The following is a 14,138-nucleotide window of genomic DNA, read 5'->3' on the forward strand; positions in this document are numbered from 1 at the left end:
TCCCTGGCCAGCGCTTCCTTCGATTCCGCTGCGCCGACGAAGCCGACGGGAATGCCGATCACGGCGGCAGGCCTCGGCGCACCGGCATCGAGCATTTCCAGAAGGCGGAACAGTGAGGTCGGCGCATTGCCGATCACGACGATCGAGCCGGCGAGCCGGGGCTTCCACAGCTCCATCGCGGCGGCGGAGCGGGTCGTGCCCATCCCGGCGGCAAGGGCCGGAACCTGCGGATCGTCAAGCGTGCAGACCACCTCGTTCTGGGCGGGCAGGCGGGCGCGGGTCACGCCATTGGCGACCATCTTGGCATCGCAGAGGATCGGCGCGCCGGCCTTGAGCGCTGTCTGCGCGACATCCGCGAAACCGGCCGACATCTCCACATCCTTGGGCAGGTCGGTCATGCCGCAGGCATGGATCATGCGAACGACGACGCGCTCGGCCGCGCCGCTGAAGCGGGCGAGATCAGCCTCGGCGCGGATGATGGCGAAGGAGCGCTCATAGATCGCCGCCCCGTCCTGAATGTAATCGTATGCCCTGCTCAACCGCGCGGTCCTGTTGAACGCGCGGCCTTGGTCAGGCGCGCGTGAATCTCTTGTCCCGGCTGCAATCGCGTGAGCAGCGCCGAAAGGTCAAGCGTCGCAAGCGGCTTGTCCCGCGTCGTGCCGCCGAGCACGACATCATATTCGCCCCGTCGCCCGACCAGCGTGAGGTCGGCGGCAGCGGGATGGGCGCAGGCCTTGACGCAGCCGGAGACATGCAGGGTCACGCCCTGCGCAAGGAGACCGGCGGCCGCGTCGGCGAGAACGGCCGCATCCGCCATGGTCGGTGCCTCTGCACGCGCGCCTCGGTGCCCGCGCCGAGCTTGTCGAGCGCCGCCGCATCGCAGCGGCCGAAGGGCAGGCCGATGAGCGCCGCGAAACGCTTCCCCGCCAGCTTGAACAGCCCGGCGCGCCGGGGCGGAGGGCGTCGCATCGGCGCGGCGATGTCGGGCAAGGCGGTGAGGCCGGCCAGTGCTTCAGGCGACAGATCGCGCAGGCGGCGGACGCGGTCGGGCGCCGCGCTGCGCAGCTTCGCAAAGCGGCCCAGGATGGTTTCAACCGCTGCGGCAGCGTCACCACCGGGGATCGGGCCGCGCCAGAGGCGATCCGCAAGGCACAGCGCCWCACGCCCGGCTCCGATGCCGACGAGCCGGATATCACAAGCGAACCCATCGAGCGCTTGAGTGCCGCCATCGTCGACGATGACGCAGAGCTTGGCCGGCAAGCCTGGGATCACGCGGGCCTGCCCTTCGATCTGCTCGGCCAGCGCGAAGGCATCGATCAAGCCCCGGCCGTCATTCTCGGGCGGCGCATGGCGCCGAGCCGAGAAACGCGTCGAAGAGATGCTCGGGTCGAGCCCGAGCAGGACGGCCTCGTTGAATCCCGCCAGCGGCGAAACCAGTGTCAGCCGCTGCGGCCCGTCGCCGTCATGTTCATCGACGAGACGCTCCGCCAGCAGGCGCTCGACCAGCGCCGGGTGTCTCTCGGGCTTCACGCCGCGGATCTGCAGATTGGCGCGCGCCGAGATCTCGATCAGCCCATTGCCATGCGCCGCGGCCAGCGCCGCGATCCGCCGTAACTGAACGGGAGTCAGCCTCGCACCCGGCGGATGCAGCCGCACCAGCCAACCGTCGCCGGTCTCCATCGGCCGGAGCGTGCTCGGGCACCAGCCGCGCCTCAGCGCTTCCGCCGACGCCAGCGATTCCTTTCGGGACAGCGCGCTCATTCTGCGGCCTCCCGCGCCAGGAAGGCGCCGACCGAGTTGCGCCGGCTCGTCCAGAGTCCGCGCCGTGCGGCATCGGCGAGCCGGGACCGGATCGAGGCGGCAGCCGGCGCATTGTTGGCTTCGAGCGCCGCCCAGACCTGTGGATCGGCGCAATAGGCCTGGAACACCGCATCGAATAGCCCATCCGCGACAGCATCGGTGCTCGCCGCGAAGACGAAGAGCGTATCGACAGCCTCCGCGAGTTCTGCCGCGCCGCGCCAGCCATGGGCGAGCTGCCCGGCGATCCAGCGCGGATGGGTCAGGCGGCCATAGACGATGCGGCCGATATCCTCGGCCAATGTGCGTGCCTTCGGCGCTTCCGGGTTGGAACTGTCGAGGCTGTAGAGCGCCGGATCGGCGCCGAGCGCCTTCGCCGCCGCCGCGAGCCCGCCGATCACGTCGGCCGCGCTGCTGGCTTCGAGGATGTCGCGTCCGGCGGTGTCGCTGACATGGATGAACGCGTCGGAAGCCTTGATGCGCCCGGCAAAGCCGGCATCGGCTGTGGCCGCGCCTTCCGGGCCGCCATAGGCATGGTCGGAAGCGGCGAGATAGGCGGCGCCGAGCTCTGCTCGCTCGGTCCAGTCGCCGTCGAGTGCGCGGTCGGCCATGGCCGCGCCATAGCGGCCGGGCGCGGCGCCGAAGATGCGGCCGCCATGCTCGCCGCGACGACGGGCCGCGGCGGGCTCGTTCCAGTCATTCGGCTCGTCGAGCGCCGCGACTGCGTGCGCCGCCTGGTCGATCAGCGCGATCTGCCCCGGAAAGGTGTCGCGGAAGGTGCCGGAAATCCGTACGGTCACGTCGAGGCGCGGGAAGGCCAGCTTCGGCTGCGGGATGATGCTGAAGCCGGTGACGCGGGACGAGGCCGAGTCCCAGAGGGGCTCGACGCCCATCAGCGCCAGCGCATGGGCGATGTCCTCGCCGCCCGAGCGCAGCGTCGGCGAGGCCCAAAGGTCCATGACGATCCGGCGGGGATAGTCGCCGTGATCCTGCAGGTGGCGCGACACCACCGCTTGCGCCGCGAGCTGGCCCAGTCGGGCCGCCGCCCGCGTCGGGATCGCGCGGGGGTCGAGCGTCGAGAGATTGCGCCCGGTCGGCAGCACGTCCGGACGTCCGCGATGCGGCGAGCCGGCTGGGCCGGGCGGGACGAAGCGGCCGTCGAGCGCGGCGAGCAGGTTTTCGCGCTCGTTGCGGGCGGAGGCCGGGTCGGCGTCGGAATGGCCGAAGATATGCAGGCCATCGCGGAAGGGCAGTTCGGCGATGTCACAGAGATGCGCGTCGAGCCGCGTCAACGCCTCGCTCATCGACATGTCCGGCGTGACGCCGCAGGAGGCCGCGAGCCCACTCGCTTCGGCCCGCGCCCGGATTTCCGCGGCGACGACGTCGGCGCGGCGCGGATCCAGCACCTGCGCCTGCGAGAACTCCTCGACGAGGTCGCGCAGCAGTGCGGTTTCGCCGGCGGCTTCCGTCTCGGCCAGCGGCGGCGGCAGATGGCCGAGCGTAAGGGCTGAGAGCCGCCGCTTGGCGGGCGCTGCTTCGCCGGGATCGTCGACAACATAAGGGTAGATCACCGGCAGCCCGCCGACAGCGAGGCGTGGCCAGCAGCCGGCCGAGAGCGCCACCGCCTTGCCCGGTAGCCATTCCGTCGTGCCGTGCGTGCCGAGATGGATCAGCGCGTCGATGGCTTCGGACTGGCGCAACGCAAGGTAGAAGGCGAGATAGCCGTGACCGGGCGGCGCGTCGGGGTCGTGATAAACAGCCTTGCGGTCGGGCGTCGCATCGCGAGCCGGTTGCAGGGCGACGATGAGGTTGCCATGGCGGACGGCGCGGAAATGGAAGGCGCCGTCGCGGCAGGCTGGATCGGCCTCAGGCGCGCCATGGGCGGCGAGGAGTGTTTCGCGGGCGGGGGCAGGGATCGCGGCGAGCCAGTCGCTATAGGCTGTGAGCGGAATGCTCAGCTCGGCAGCCCCGGTGGTGAGGGCTGCCATCAAGCTAGCCCCCTCATTCATATCTGCGCTGTCATCCCGGACAAGACGCGTCAGCGGCGTCGATCCGGGATCCATGCCGGAACGTCGCTCGGAAAGGTTCAGGCATGGATCCCGGGTTTCCGTTTGGTCGCCCGGGATGACGGTGGAGGATAACGGTCCAACCTCATATCCCGCCTCGGCCAGCAATTCCCGGATCGCCGTCACGCTCGCCGGCGTGTCGAGCCCGACGGCGAAGCCGGCCCGGCCGCCGCGCGCGGGATAGTCCGACATCACCAGCGCCAGCCGGCGCTCCGCTGCAGGCTTCAGTGCGAGAGCGATCCAGCCGGCCGCGAGATCGGCCAGCGCGGCGATGCCCTCGGCATCCGGCACCAGCCGGCGGATGGTAAGTCCGGTCGCCGGGTCATTCTCCTCCGCCTTGAAGGCGACCGGAATGGCGCCGATGCGTCCGTCGAATTCCGGCAGCGCCACCTGCATGGCGAGATCGGCGGCGGAAAGGCCGCGCGGCGAGGCGTCCCAGGCCTCGCGCGGACTGCCGACGGGCATGGCCTGCAGGATCGGGCAATTGGCGGCGTCGAGCACGAAATCGGTGCCTTCGCGAGCAGAGAAGGCGGTGGTGGTGACGATCAGTTCGGGTCTGCGGGTCGCGATCAGCGCTGCGAGCTCCGCCGTGACAGCCGGGTCCTTCAGGCTGGTCAGGGCCAGGGGCAGGGGCGCGAGGCCGCGGGCGGCGAGGGCGGCGGTCATCGCCTCGGCCATGGCCGTGTCGYCGGCCGCGACGCCGGAGCGGTAGAGCAGGATCGGGACGAGCGGCTTGTCTGCCGGCAGGGCGGTAAGGGCGTCTCGCCAGGGCAGAGGAAGGCCGTCGCCATCGAGCGCGAAGAAAGCTGGGAGAGGAAAAGGCGCAAGATCGGTCGCGTCGCGCCGGCCCTCATCCGCCTGCCGGCACCTTCTCCCCTGAGCGGAGAAGGATGCGGTGATATCCGTCTCGTCCTTCTCCGCTCGGGGGAGAAGGTGGCCCGGCGAAGCCGGGCCGGATGAGGGTTGAACCTCTGTCACATATGCGGAAATCCGCGCCAGCATCCGCCGCATGTTCTCGGCGCCGCCGCCCGCCTGGAAATAGGCCAGCAGTTCCGCCGCAAGCTCCGCCGGCACCGTCGCATGTTCGCCGAGACTCGGATCGTCGCGCTCGTCGCCGGGCAGGATCGCGAGCGGAATGCCCCGTTCGCGGCAGGCGATGCCGAACTGCTCGATGCCGTAGCGCCAGTAGTCGAGGCCGCCGAGGCAGCGCAGCAGCACGAAGCGACACTGCTGCGCCGTCTTCTCGATCAGGAAGTCCACCGAAAGCGGATGCTTCAAGCGCCGAAGCGGCGCGAGGCGCACCAACAGGCTGCTGCCACCCGCCGCCGCCGCCAGCGCCGAGAGGTCGCTGTCGGTGAAGGACAGGACGAGCACATCTCCCGGCGGCAGGGCGAGATCGACGGCGTCTTCGCCGTCGTCGAGCCGGATCTCGCTGGTCGGGAGAAGATGCATCGGCCGATGTTACGCCCCCGCGAGAGCCGCTTCCACGGCCTTGAGATCGAAGCCCTTGAGCCCGATCACGGTGAGGCGGCCGTCGCGCGCTTCGCTCGCGCCCCACGGACGGTCGAAGTGATGGCCGACGCGCCGGCCGACGCCCTGCACGACGAGCCGCATCGGCTTGCCCGGCACGGCGGTGAAGCCCTTCAGCCGCAGCACGCCTTCCGCTTCCGCAGCCCTGGCGACGCGCGCCGTCAGTTCCTCCGGCGAAAGCCCTGCCGGCAGCGGCACGGCGACCGAGTCGAAATCGTCATGGTCGTGATCGTGCTCGCCCTCGCCATGATGCGAGGGGCGGGCGGCAAGGTCGCTCTCGGCGGCGGCACCGAGGCCGACGATCAGCGCCGGCTCGACCTTGCCATGGGAGGTCTCGACGATCTTGATTGCCTTGGGCAGATGCTCGGCGATCTCGGCCTTGACCCGCGCGCGACCGGCCTCGTCGACGAGGTCGCTCTTGTTGAGCAGGATGAGATCCGCGCAGAGGATCTGGTCCTCGAACACCTCTTCCAGCGGGTTGTCGTGATCGACCGAGGCGTCGGCGGCCTTCTGCGCCGCGAGCGCCTCCGGATCATCGGCGAACTGGCCCTCGGCCACCGCCGGCCCGTCGACCACGGCGATGACGCCGTCGACCGTGACGCGCGAGCGGATCGCTGGCCAGTTGAAGGCGGTGACCAGCGGCTTCGGCAAGGCGAGGCCCGAGGTCTCGATCAGGATGTGCTCGGGCGGGTTAGGCCGATTCAGCAGCTTCTCCAGCGCCGGCACGAAATCGTCGGCGACGGTGCAGCAGATGCAGCCATTCGGCAATTCGACCACGTCCTCGTCGCTGCAGCCGGCGATGCCGCAGCCCTTGAGGAATTCGCCGTCGAAGCCGAGATCGCCGAATTCGTTGACGAGCACGGCGAGCTTCTTGCCCTGCGCGTTTTCGAGGAGGTGGCGCACCAGCGTCGTCTTACCGGCGCCGAGGAAGCCGGTGATGATCGTGCAGGGCGTTTTGCCGAGATTGGTGGTCTGCGGAGCGTTCATGATGTCATCCTTGCTGGCGAGCCGGCAGAGGCGGCACGCGCGCGACCACGCCCTTGCGGAAGGACTGCGGCCGTTCTTTCCAGGGAACGATGCCGTTGGCGCTGGCGGCATAGGCCTCCGCCGCGCCGACGATCTCGTCGAGATGGGTGTCGGTGTCGAGATCGCCGATCAGATAGGTCCATTTCCCGTCGGCGCTGAGCGCGATGGTGCAGGGCCGCTTGCAGACGGCGAGGCATTCGACGGGCAGCACGGGGATCGTGCTGCCCTTGGCTGCGAGTTGCGCGGCGAGGCGCTCAGCCAGCGCCAGCCCCGGCTGGTCGTAACCATCGGGGAGGTCGGCGCGGGCCCGGCGGCAGGCCGTGCAGACATGGATGGTGAGGTCGCCCTCGGACATCTGGTTTGCCTTTCGCGCGGCGCCCGAAGGCGCCGCTATCCTCAGGCCGCAGCCGCGCGGCGGCTCATCCAGGGCCAGAGCGTCCCGACCGTGAAGGCGGTGACCAGCCAGAGCGCGGCCTGGATGCCGAGCGACAACGAGGTGAAATGCGCCGCGAGCTCGGCCGGCACCTTGCTCTCCGGCGTCGGCGCATGCGGAGCCCCGACGAGATGCGGCAGCAGGATCACGACGACGGCCAGGAGCTTGAGCCAGGGCGCCTCGTAGCGCAGGAACAGGAAGAGCCCGATCGCGGTGGCGATGGTGGTCGCGAGCCACCAGAGCTGGCGCGCCTGCAGGGCGGCCGAGGCGGCTCCCGGCAGTTCCGGCGCGAGCCCCATTCCCGGCGCGAGGCCGAAGGCAAGGAAGCCGCAGGCGCCCCAGATCAGCGCGCGGCGCTGGTCGATGCTGTCGCCCGCCGCGAGCATGCCGGCCAGCAGCAGCGCCGCGAAGCCGATCGCGGTGCCGATGGTGGCGACGCTGGTGAAGAGCATGCGCTGGGCACCGTCTTGCGGCTTCCATTCGTCATGCTCCGCCCCTTCGGCGTGATCGGCGCCGCCATGGGCGAGGATGATGCGGGCTTCGCCCTGCGCGAAGGCGAGATGCGCTCCCGCTCCGTCGCGCATGGCGTTTTCATAGGTTTCCGCCTTGAGGATCAGCGGGGTGGTGGTGACATGCTGCAGGGCGGCGACGATCAAGCCAGCCAGGAGCCCGGCCAGGATGCTGACCGTGAGAACACGCGTGACCATGATGGCTTTCCCTCAGTGGCAGGGAAAGGCGAGGCCGTGGCGGGTGTCGTGCGCGGCGTTGTGGACATTCGTCGAGGCCGCGAAGCCGGTCGTATAGACCAATGCGATTCCGACGATGAGGGCGGCGGCGACTGCCTTCACCCGCTCCGAGACGCTGATCTGTGAGGTGGAAACCGAAACGGTATTCATGACTGTTCTCCGTAGCCGCCCCGCCGGCAGCCGGTTGGATCGTTGCGGGTCGACGGCAGGTCTCCTGGCTCGCGGATTTGGCGCCCTTGTGCCGCCTTCCCGGAGCGTGCGCTCCAGTGGCCGATGGCGAAGGACATCCGCTTACAGTTGCGGGGGCAGCCGCGGTCTCGCACCGCGTTCCCTTTTCACCTCCTCGCGGAGGCACCGTCAGCGACGATCATTAGCCTTCGCGGTGACGCTGTGCAATGCAAAGGACGTGTCATCCGCGAGCCCTCATCCTGAGCAGCGCCGCAGGCGCGTCTCGAAGGATGCTCCAGATGGTTCCGGAGCTTTCTGGAACATCCTTCGAGACGCCGCTCACGCGGCTCCTCAGGATGAGGGCTCGTGAAACCAGCGGCCGATGCGATGCAGAAAGAAATCCCCCATCTCACCCTCGTCCTTGGCGGCGCCCGTTCCGGCAAGAGCCGCCATGCCGAGGCGCTGATCGAGGCGTTGCCCGCGCCCTGGAGCTATATCGCCACGGCCCAGGCCTATGACGACGAGATGCGCGATCGGATCGCCGAGCATCGCGCCCGCCGGCCCGCGGGCTGGCAGACGGTCGATGCACCGCTCGATCTGGCCGTGGCCATCGCCGCCCAGCCGGCAGGCCGTCCGATCCTGGTCGATTGCCTGACGCTGTGGCCCCCGGCAAGGGCAAGTCCACGGCGGCCTTCGGCCTGATCCTGCGGGCGCTCGGCCATGGCTGGCGCATCGGCGTGGTGCAGTTCATCAAGGGCGCCTGGTCGACCGGCGAGCGCCGGGCGCTCGAAGCTTTCGGCGATCAGGTGAGCTGGCACAGCATGGGCGAAGGCTTCACCTGGGAGACGCAGGACAAGGCCCGCGACATCGCCGCCGCCGAGCGCGCCTTCGCCAAGGCCAGGGAGTTGATGGCCGATCCCGCGATCAGATTGCTGGTGCTCGACGAGCTCAACATCGCCCTGCGTTATGACTATCTGCCGCTCGCCGAGGTGGTCGAGGTGCTCCGCGCCCGCCGCCCCGACCTGCACATCGTCGTCACCGGCCGCAACGCCAAGCCTGAACTGATCGAGGCCGCCGATCTCGTCACCGAGATGACGCTGGTGAAGCATCATTTCGCCGTCGGCGTAAAAGCGCAGGAAGGGATCGAGTTCTAAGGTTGCCTCGCAGGTTGGCACGGGAAGCCGGAAGCGTCGTCTTTCTGGGACGTGACTTCGGAGGTCCCGGTCGAGGCGCGAGGATCCCTCTCCTGGAAGGAGAGGGCAGGGCGAGGTGTGGGCGGTCGGACCAGTTCCGTGAGGGCACCCGGCGGGTCGGGTTCAAGCCGACGTTTTCGCTCGGAACACCTCACCCCTACTCCTCTCCTGGAAAGGAGAGGAGTTCCCGAGCCTCTTGACGAGGGCGGCATTCGCTCTCAAATTGAATCTGAATTCAAATTCAATTCGGAGCCCGCATGGCCGACGGAACGCCAAAGCAACCGCGCAAGGCCGGAAAGCGGGAGGCGATCCTCTCTGCCGCGCGCGGGATCGTCTCCGAAGTCGGCTTCCACGAGACCTCGATCGCCGCGGTGGCTTCCGCCAGCGGCGTCTCGACCGGCAGCGTCTATTCCTATTTCTCCTCCAAGGCCGAGCTGATGGCCGAGATCGTCGCTATCGTCTCGACGCGCGAGCTCGCCGTGCTGCGCGAGATCGCCGCGAGCGATGCTCCCGTCACCGAGCGCCTGACCGCCGCGGTCGAGGCTTTCGCCCGGCGCGCCTTCGCCAATCGCCGCCTCGCCTGGTCGATGATTGCCGAGCCCGCCGACCCGGCGGTCGACGCGACACGGCTCGACTATCGCCGCGAGATCGCCGGCATTTTTCGCGCGCTCGTCGTCGAAGGCGGGAGACAGGGCGTCTTCCGTACCGTCGATTCGGATGCCGCCGCCGCGATGATCGTCGGCGGCTTCATGGAAGCGCTGATCGGCCCGCTCTCGCCGGAACGCTCGATCAGCCCCGAGCGTGGCCGCGAGATTGCCGCTGCGCTCGCCGATCTCTCCCTCGCCGCGCTGATCTCCCGTGAAGGACAGGCCGCATGACCACGCTCGATGCTTACGGCTACGACACCCATGAGGTGCTGAACCAGGCACCCGCGCTGGCGGATTAYGACGCCTATGCCGCCGACCCGGCGCTTGGGCGCATTCTCGATGCCTTCGGCGCGGGCTGGTTCCGCGAGCAGGCGGGCGTGGTCGGTGGCCATGTCGGGTCGCAAGCGGTGCAGGACCTGGCGCGGCAGGCCAATCGCAGCCTGCCGGAATTGCGCACGCATGATCGCTGGGGCCGCCGCGTGGATCAGATCGAGTTCCATCCGGCCTGGCACGAATTGATGGGGCTCGCCATGCGCGACGAGTTCCATGCGCTGTGCTGGACGAAGCCGCGCCCTGGCGCGCAGGTGGCGCGCGCGGCGGTGTCCTATCTCTGGAACCAGGGCGAGAACGGCATCTGCTGCCCGCTCGGCATGACCTACTCGGCGATCCCCGTCCTGCGGCGCGATTCCGCGCGCTGGGCCGAGTTCGGCCGGCTGGTCACCTCGTCGGAGTACGACCCGCGCCCCCTGCCGGCCACGCAGAAGCGCGGCGGCACGGTCGGCATGGCGATGACCGAGAAGCAGGGCGGCTCGGATCTCCGCCAGACCCAAACCGTGGCGACGCGCAATGCCGATGGAACGTATTCCCTCACCGGCCATAAATGGTTCTTCTCCGTCCCGCATTCCGACGTGTTCCTGACGCTGGCGCGGACGGAGGAGGGCGTCTCCTGCTTCGTCGTGCCGGGCTGGCTGCCGGATGGCTCGCGCAACCGCCTGCAGATCCAGCGGCTCAAGGACAAGTGCGGCAACAAGTCGAATGCCTCCTCCGAGGTCGAATTCCGCGGCGTCCTCGCCCACCTCATCGGGGAGCCCGGTCACGGCATCCGCGCCGGGCTGGAGATGAACCACTATACCCGCCTCGATTTCGCCGTCGGCTCGGCCGGGTTGATGCGCCATGCGGTGGCGCAAGCCGCGCATCACACGGCCCATCGCCGCGCCTTCCAGAAGGCACTGATCGATCAGCCGATCATGACGAATGTGATCGCCGATCTCGCTCTGGAGGCCGAGGCCTCCGCCTGGCTCGCCTTCCGCTTCGTCCATGCGCTCGATCGCGAAGGCGAGAGCGAGGCCGAGAAGCTGCTCGGCCGCATCGGCGCGCCGATCGCGAAATACTGGAATTGCAGGCGCGTCACGCCGGTCGTCGCCGAGGCGCTGGAATGTCATGGCGGCAACGGCTTCATCGAGGACCATCTGATGGCGCGGCTCTATCGCGAGGCGCCGCTCAACGGCATCTGGGAAGGCACGGGCAATGTCGTCTGCCTCGACGTGCTCCGCTCGATCCGCCGCTATCCCGATTGCGCGCCGGCCCTGCTCGAGGAATTGCGCGCCGCCCGCGGCAGCGACCCGCGCTACGACGCCTTCCTGACCGAGCTGGAGACCGATCTCGTCGATGTGCTCCGCCACGAGCATCTGGCGCGACGCTTCGTCGAGCGGATGGCGCTGGCCCTGTCGGCCTCGCTCTTGATCCGCCACGCGCCGCATGCGGTCGCCGACGCCTTCGTCGCCTCGCGGCTGGCCGGCGGCTGGTCGGGACATTTCGGCTCGCTGCCGCAGAGCGCCGATCTGCAGGCGATCGCGGGGAGAGCCGTGCCCGTTCCCAACTAGGCGGTCACAGGATGGCTGTTGCCGCGAGCAGCGCTGCAAGCACCCAGAGCAGGCCGCAGGAGCGTCGGTAAAGTGTAAGCGCTCGCCTGATATCGGCCGCATTCGCTTCGGCCCTGCCATCGCCCATCCAGTGGTCCTCGACGCGCGTTTCGCCATAGACGCGCGGGCCGGCGAGGCGCAGGCCCAGCGCTCCCGCCATGGCCGCCTCCGGCCAGCCGGCATTGGGCGAGCGATGCTTGCCCGCGTCGCGCCGCACGGCCCGCCAGGCATTGCGGGCATCGGCTGTCCGGTCGAGAGCGGCGGAGGCGATCAGCAGCACTGCGGTCAATCGCGAGGCCGGCAGGTTGACGAGATCGTCGAGCCGCGCCGCTGCCCAACCGAAGGCGAGATGGCGCGGTGTGCGGTGGCCGATCATCGAATCGGCGGTGTTGACCGCCTTGTAGGTGGCGATGCCCGGCAGCCCGCCCGCGCCGAGCCAGAAAGCCGGCGCGACGATGCCGTCGGAAAAATTCTCGGCGAGGCTCTCGATCGCGGCGCGCGCCACGCCTGCCTCGTCCAGCGTCTGCGGATTGCGCCCGACGATCATCGCGACGGCTCGACGGCCGCCGTCCAGCCCCTCGCGCTCCAGCCCTTCGGCAACACTGGCGACATGTTCGTGGAGGCTGCGTTGGGCAATCAGCGTCGAGGCGAGGAGCGCGAGCGGGATCAGGCCGAGCAGTCCGAAGGAGAGACACAGGCGCTGGGCCAGTGCGGACAAGGCGATGATGACGGCGAGCAGCAGGGCCAGCGCCAGCGCGCCCATGGCCTTGCGCGTGGCGAAGGAGGCGGCCTCGCGGTTCAGCACTCGATCAAGCATGCCGATCCATCGTCCGATCCAGGTGACGGGATGGCCGATTGCGGCATAGAAGCGCGAGGGATAGCCGAAGGCCGCCTCGATCGCGAGGGCAAGCACGAGCAGCGGCAGGCTGGCGGAGAGGTTCATGCGGAGCGCGGGCGCGATTGGGGCTGGAGACTTGGCTGAGGACGGCATCTGGCATGGCGGTGATCTCGCCACGGCCCGCGCGCTCTTTCCGGATGCGCCCGGGCCCTGGATCGATCTCTCCACCGGGATCAATCCGATCCCCTATCCGCTTCCGGAGCTGCCGTTAAGCCTGTGGACGCGCCTGCCGGGCGCCGATGACGAGGCCGCGCTCCTCGCCGCGGCCCGCGCTGCCTATAGGGTGCCGGGCGATGCCGGCATCGTCGCCGCGCCCGGCACGCAGATCCTGATCGAATTGCTGCCCCGTCTGGCGCCAGCAGGGCCCGTCGCCATCCTCGGCCCGACCTATGCCGAGCATGCCCATGCCTGGCGCAAGGCAGGCTATGTCGTCACCGAGGCGGCGAGACCCGAAGCGGCGGCGGCGACCCTCGTTGTGGTCAATCCCAACAACCCTGACGGGCGGCTGCTCGCGCGGGCGGAAATCGCGGAGCTTGCGGCGCGCTGCGCTGCCCGCGGCGGCCTGCTCGTCGTCGACGAAGCCTTCGCCGATTTCACGCCGGAGACCAGCATCCTGCCGGATCTGCCAGCCGGTGTGGTGGTGCTGCGCTCCTTCGGCAAGACCTATGGCTTGGCCGGTCTGCGCCTCGGCTTCGCCATTGGTGCGCCCGATCTGATGGCTCGGCTCGCGGCGGCGCTCGGACCCTGGTCGGTCGCCGGCCCGGCTCTCCATCTCGGCGCGCGGGCCTTGGCGGATGCCGCCTGGCTCGCCGATGCCGGTGAAGCGCGGGCGCGGGACGCTGCGCGCCTCGATGCGCTGCTCGCGCCGCGTGGCCGCATCGTCGGCGGCACGAGCCTGTTCCGTCTGCTCGAAACGCCGGCAGCACCAGCACTCTTCGTCCGTCTCGGCGGCCACGGGATCTATGTCCGCCGCTTCCAGAATGCGCCGGATCGTTTGCGCTTCGGTCTGCCGGGCGATGAGGCTGCGTGGTCGCGCTTGCAGCAGGCGCTGGCCGCCGATGTCCGGCAGGCATCGCCGTCAGCGTGAAGCTTGCATGCGATGGGCGGCCGGGGTCCGCCTCGCGAGCGCCCAGGGCAGCAATGAGCGCGCCGTCGCCGAGCATGCGATCTCACTGATCCTGGCTCTGGCGCGCCAGATCCATTTCGCTCGCGACAACCAGATGGCGCAGCGTTGGCGCCCGATGATCGGCGACCGCGCCCGGCGCGAGGACGAGCTCGGCGGCAAGACGCTGGTGATCGTCGGCCTCGGCCGCATCGGCCTCAGACTCGCGAAGCTGGCCTGCGCCTTCGACATGCGCGTCATCGGCGTGCGCCGCAATCCGGAGGCGCATCCGCATGTCCATGCGATCGTCAAGCCCGACCGTCTCGCCGAGGTCGTGGCGGAGGCCGATTTCGTCGCCCTGACCTGCCCGCTCACGCCTGAGACCGAGGGGCTGATCGATGCGCGCATCCTYGGTGCGATGAAGCCTTCGGCCTTCCTCATCAACGTCGCGCGCGGCAAGGTCGTCGACGAGGCGGCCCTGCTCGGCGCGCTGGCGGGCGGCCAGATCGCCGGCGCCGGGCTCGACTGCTTCCATGAGGAGCCCCTGCCGGCCGCCTCGCCCTTCTGGCGCCTGCCGCAGGTGATCGTCACCCCCCACAGCGCCGGCGAG

Annotated in this window: 14 protein-coding genes, 1 pseudogene and 1 riboswitch; of the genes and pseudogenes, 6 read left to right on the forward strand and 9 right to left on the reverse strand. The window is 69.5% G+C overall.

Translation table 11 applies throughout. The annotated features are described in order from the left end of the window. The 8 genes from AB4Y99_RS22530 to AB4Y99_RS22565 form a co-directional block, all read right to left on the reverse strand. The coding region (locus AB4Y99_RS22530; RefSeq protein ID WP_441524898.1) for a precorrin-8X methylmutase at positions 1–539 on the reverse strand (539 nt) is incomplete at its 3' end. Beyond that, complete coding sequence (locus AB4Y99_RS22535; protein WP_441524899.1) at positions 536–817, reverse strand: hypothetical protein; 282 nt, start codon at positions 815–817, stop codon at positions 536–538. The genes AB4Y99_RS22535 and AB4Y99_RS22530, both read right to left, overlap by 4 nt. Further along, on the reverse strand, positions 760–1,761 hold the full coding sequence (locus AB4Y99_RS22540; protein ID WP_441524900.1) for a hypothetical protein: 1,002 nt from the start codon (positions 1,759–1,761) through the stop codon (positions 760–762). Before AB4Y99_RS22540 ends, AB4Y99_RS22535 begins: the two co-directional genes overlap by 58 nt. Further along, positions 1,758–5,315: a cobaltochelatase subunit CobN gene (cobN, locus tag AB4Y99_RS22545; RefSeq protein WP_441524901.1), complete on the reverse strand. Its 3,558-nt coding sequence runs from the start codon at positions 5,313–5,315 to the stop codon at positions 1,758–1,760. Before cobN ends, AB4Y99_RS22540 begins: the two co-directional genes overlap by 4 nt. Positions 5,316–5,324: 9 nt before the next feature. After that, complete coding sequence (gene cobW, locus AB4Y99_RS22550; RefSeq protein ID WP_441524902.1) at positions 5,325–6,380, reverse strand: cobalamin biosynthesis protein CobW; 1,056 nt, start codon at positions 6,378–6,380, stop codon at positions 5,325–5,327. A 4-nt stretch (positions 6,381–6,384) separates the two neighbouring features. Continuing rightward, positions 6,385–6,774 (reverse strand): DUF1636 family protein, encoded by a 390-nt coding sequence (locus AB4Y99_RS22555; protein WP_112765217.1) that lies wholly within the window; start codon positions 6,772–6,774, stop codon positions 6,385–6,387. Between the two features lie 41 nt (positions 6,775–6,815). Then, a complete protein-coding gene (locus AB4Y99_RS22560; protein ID WP_441524903.1) occupies positions 6,816–7,559 on the reverse strand; it encodes a CbtA family protein in 744 nt (247 codons plus the stop codon). A gap of 12 nt (positions 7,560–7,571) precedes the next feature. Beyond that, positions 7,572–7,748 (reverse strand): CbtB domain-containing protein, encoded by a 177-nt coding sequence (locus AB4Y99_RS22565; RefSeq protein WP_038364570.1) that lies wholly within the window; start codon positions 7,746–7,748, stop codon positions 7,572–7,574. Positions 7,749–7,785: 37 nt separating this feature from the next. Next, positions 7,786–7,971: riboswitch (cobalamin riboswitch) on the reverse strand. 182 nt (positions 7,972–8,153) lie between these two features. On the opposite strand from AB4Y99_RS22565, the pseudogene AB4Y99_RS22570 reads away from it, so the two are divergent. From AB4Y99_RS22570 to AB4Y99_RS22585, 4 genes and pseudogenes are all read left to right on the forward strand, one after another. Then, a pseudogene (locus AB4Y99_RS22570) lies at positions 8,154–8,429 on the forward strand (bifunctional adenosylcobinamide kinase/adenosylcobinamide-phosphate guanylyltransferase); the annotation flags it as partial. Then, positions 8,414–8,920, forward strand: coding sequence for a cob(I)yrinic acid a,c-diamide adenosyltransferase (gene cobO, locus AB4Y99_RS22575; RefSeq protein WP_441524904.1), 507 nt, complete (start codon positions 8,414–8,416; stop codon positions 8,918–8,920). The pseudogene AB4Y99_RS22570 and the gene cobO, both read left to right, overlap by 16 nt. Positions 8,921–9,216: 296 nt before the next feature. Next, positions 9,217–9,837, forward strand: coding sequence for a TetR/AcrR family transcriptional regulator (locus AB4Y99_RS22580; protein ID WP_441524905.1), 621 nt, complete (start codon positions 9,217–9,219; stop codon positions 9,835–9,837). After that, the gene (locus tag AB4Y99_RS22585) at positions 9,834–11,489 is read left to right on the forward strand and encodes an acyl-CoA dehydrogenase family protein (RefSeq protein ID WP_441524906.1); all 1,656 of its coding nucleotides are present in this window, start codon (positions 9,834–9,836) and stop codon (positions 11,487–11,489) included. Before AB4Y99_RS22580 ends, AB4Y99_RS22585 begins: the two co-directional genes overlap by 4 nt. 4 nt (positions 11,490–11,493) lie before the next feature. On the opposite strand, the gene cbiB is transcribed toward AB4Y99_RS22585, so the two are convergent. Further along, complete coding sequence (gene cbiB, locus AB4Y99_RS22590) at positions 11,494–12,471, reverse strand: adenosylcobinamide-phosphate synthase CbiB (RefSeq protein WP_441524907.1); 978 nt, start codon at positions 12,469–12,471, stop codon at positions 11,494–11,496. On the opposite strand from cbiB, the gene cobD reads away from it, so the two are divergent. Beyond that, a complete protein-coding gene (gene cobD / locus AB4Y99_RS22595; protein WP_441524908.1) occupies positions 12,470–13,513 on the forward strand; it encodes a threonine-phosphate decarboxylase CobD in 1,044 nt (347 codons plus the stop codon). The genes cbiB and cobD overlap by 2 nt on opposite strands. A 7-nt stretch (positions 13,514–13,520) precedes the next feature. After that, on the forward strand, positions 13,521–14,138 hold a 618-nt coding region (locus AB4Y99_RS22600), incomplete at its 3' end, for an NAD(P)-dependent oxidoreductase (protein WP_441524909.1).

This window comes from Allobosea sp. TAB14 (assembly GCF_052113865.1).
Taxonomy (GTDB): domain Bacteria; phylum Pseudomonadota; class Alphaproteobacteria; order Rhizobiales; family Beijerinckiaceae; genus Allobosea; species Allobosea spartocytisi.

Excerpts from the sequence above, each read along its gene's own strand:
- AB4Y99_RS22535 (WP_441524899.1), bottom strand. The coding sequence starts at position 817 with ATGGCGGATGCGGCCGTTCTCGCCGACGCGGCCGCCGGTCTCCTTGCG.
- cobW (WP_441524902.1), bottom strand. The coding sequence starts at position 6,380 with ATGAACGCTCCGCAGACCACCAATCTCGGCAAAACGCCCTGCACGATC.
- AB4Y99_RS22555 (WP_112765217.1), bottom strand. The coding sequence starts at position 6,774 with ATGTCCGAGGGCGACCTCACCATCCATGTCTGCACGGCCTGCCGCCGG.
- AB4Y99_RS22560 (WP_441524903.1), bottom strand. The coding sequence starts at position 7,559 with ATGGTCACGCGTGTTCTCACGGTCAGCATCCTGGCCGGGCTCCTGGCT.
- AB4Y99_RS22565 (WP_038364570.1), bottom strand. The coding sequence starts at position 7,748 with ATGAATACCGTTTCGGTTTCCACCTCACAGATCAGCGTCTCGGAGCGG.
- AB4Y99_RS22580 (WP_441524905.1), top strand. The coding sequence starts at position 9,217 with ATGGCCGACGGAACGCCAAAGCAACCGCGCAAGGCCGGAAAGCGGGAG.
- cobD (WP_441524908.1), top strand. The coding sequence starts at position 12,470 with ATGCGGAGCGCGGGCGCGATTGGGGCTGGAGACTTGGCTGAGGACGGC.
- cbiB (WP_441524907.1), bottom strand. The coding sequence starts at position 12,471 with ATGAACCTCTCCGCCAGCCTGCCGCTGCTCGTGCTTGCCCTCGCGATC.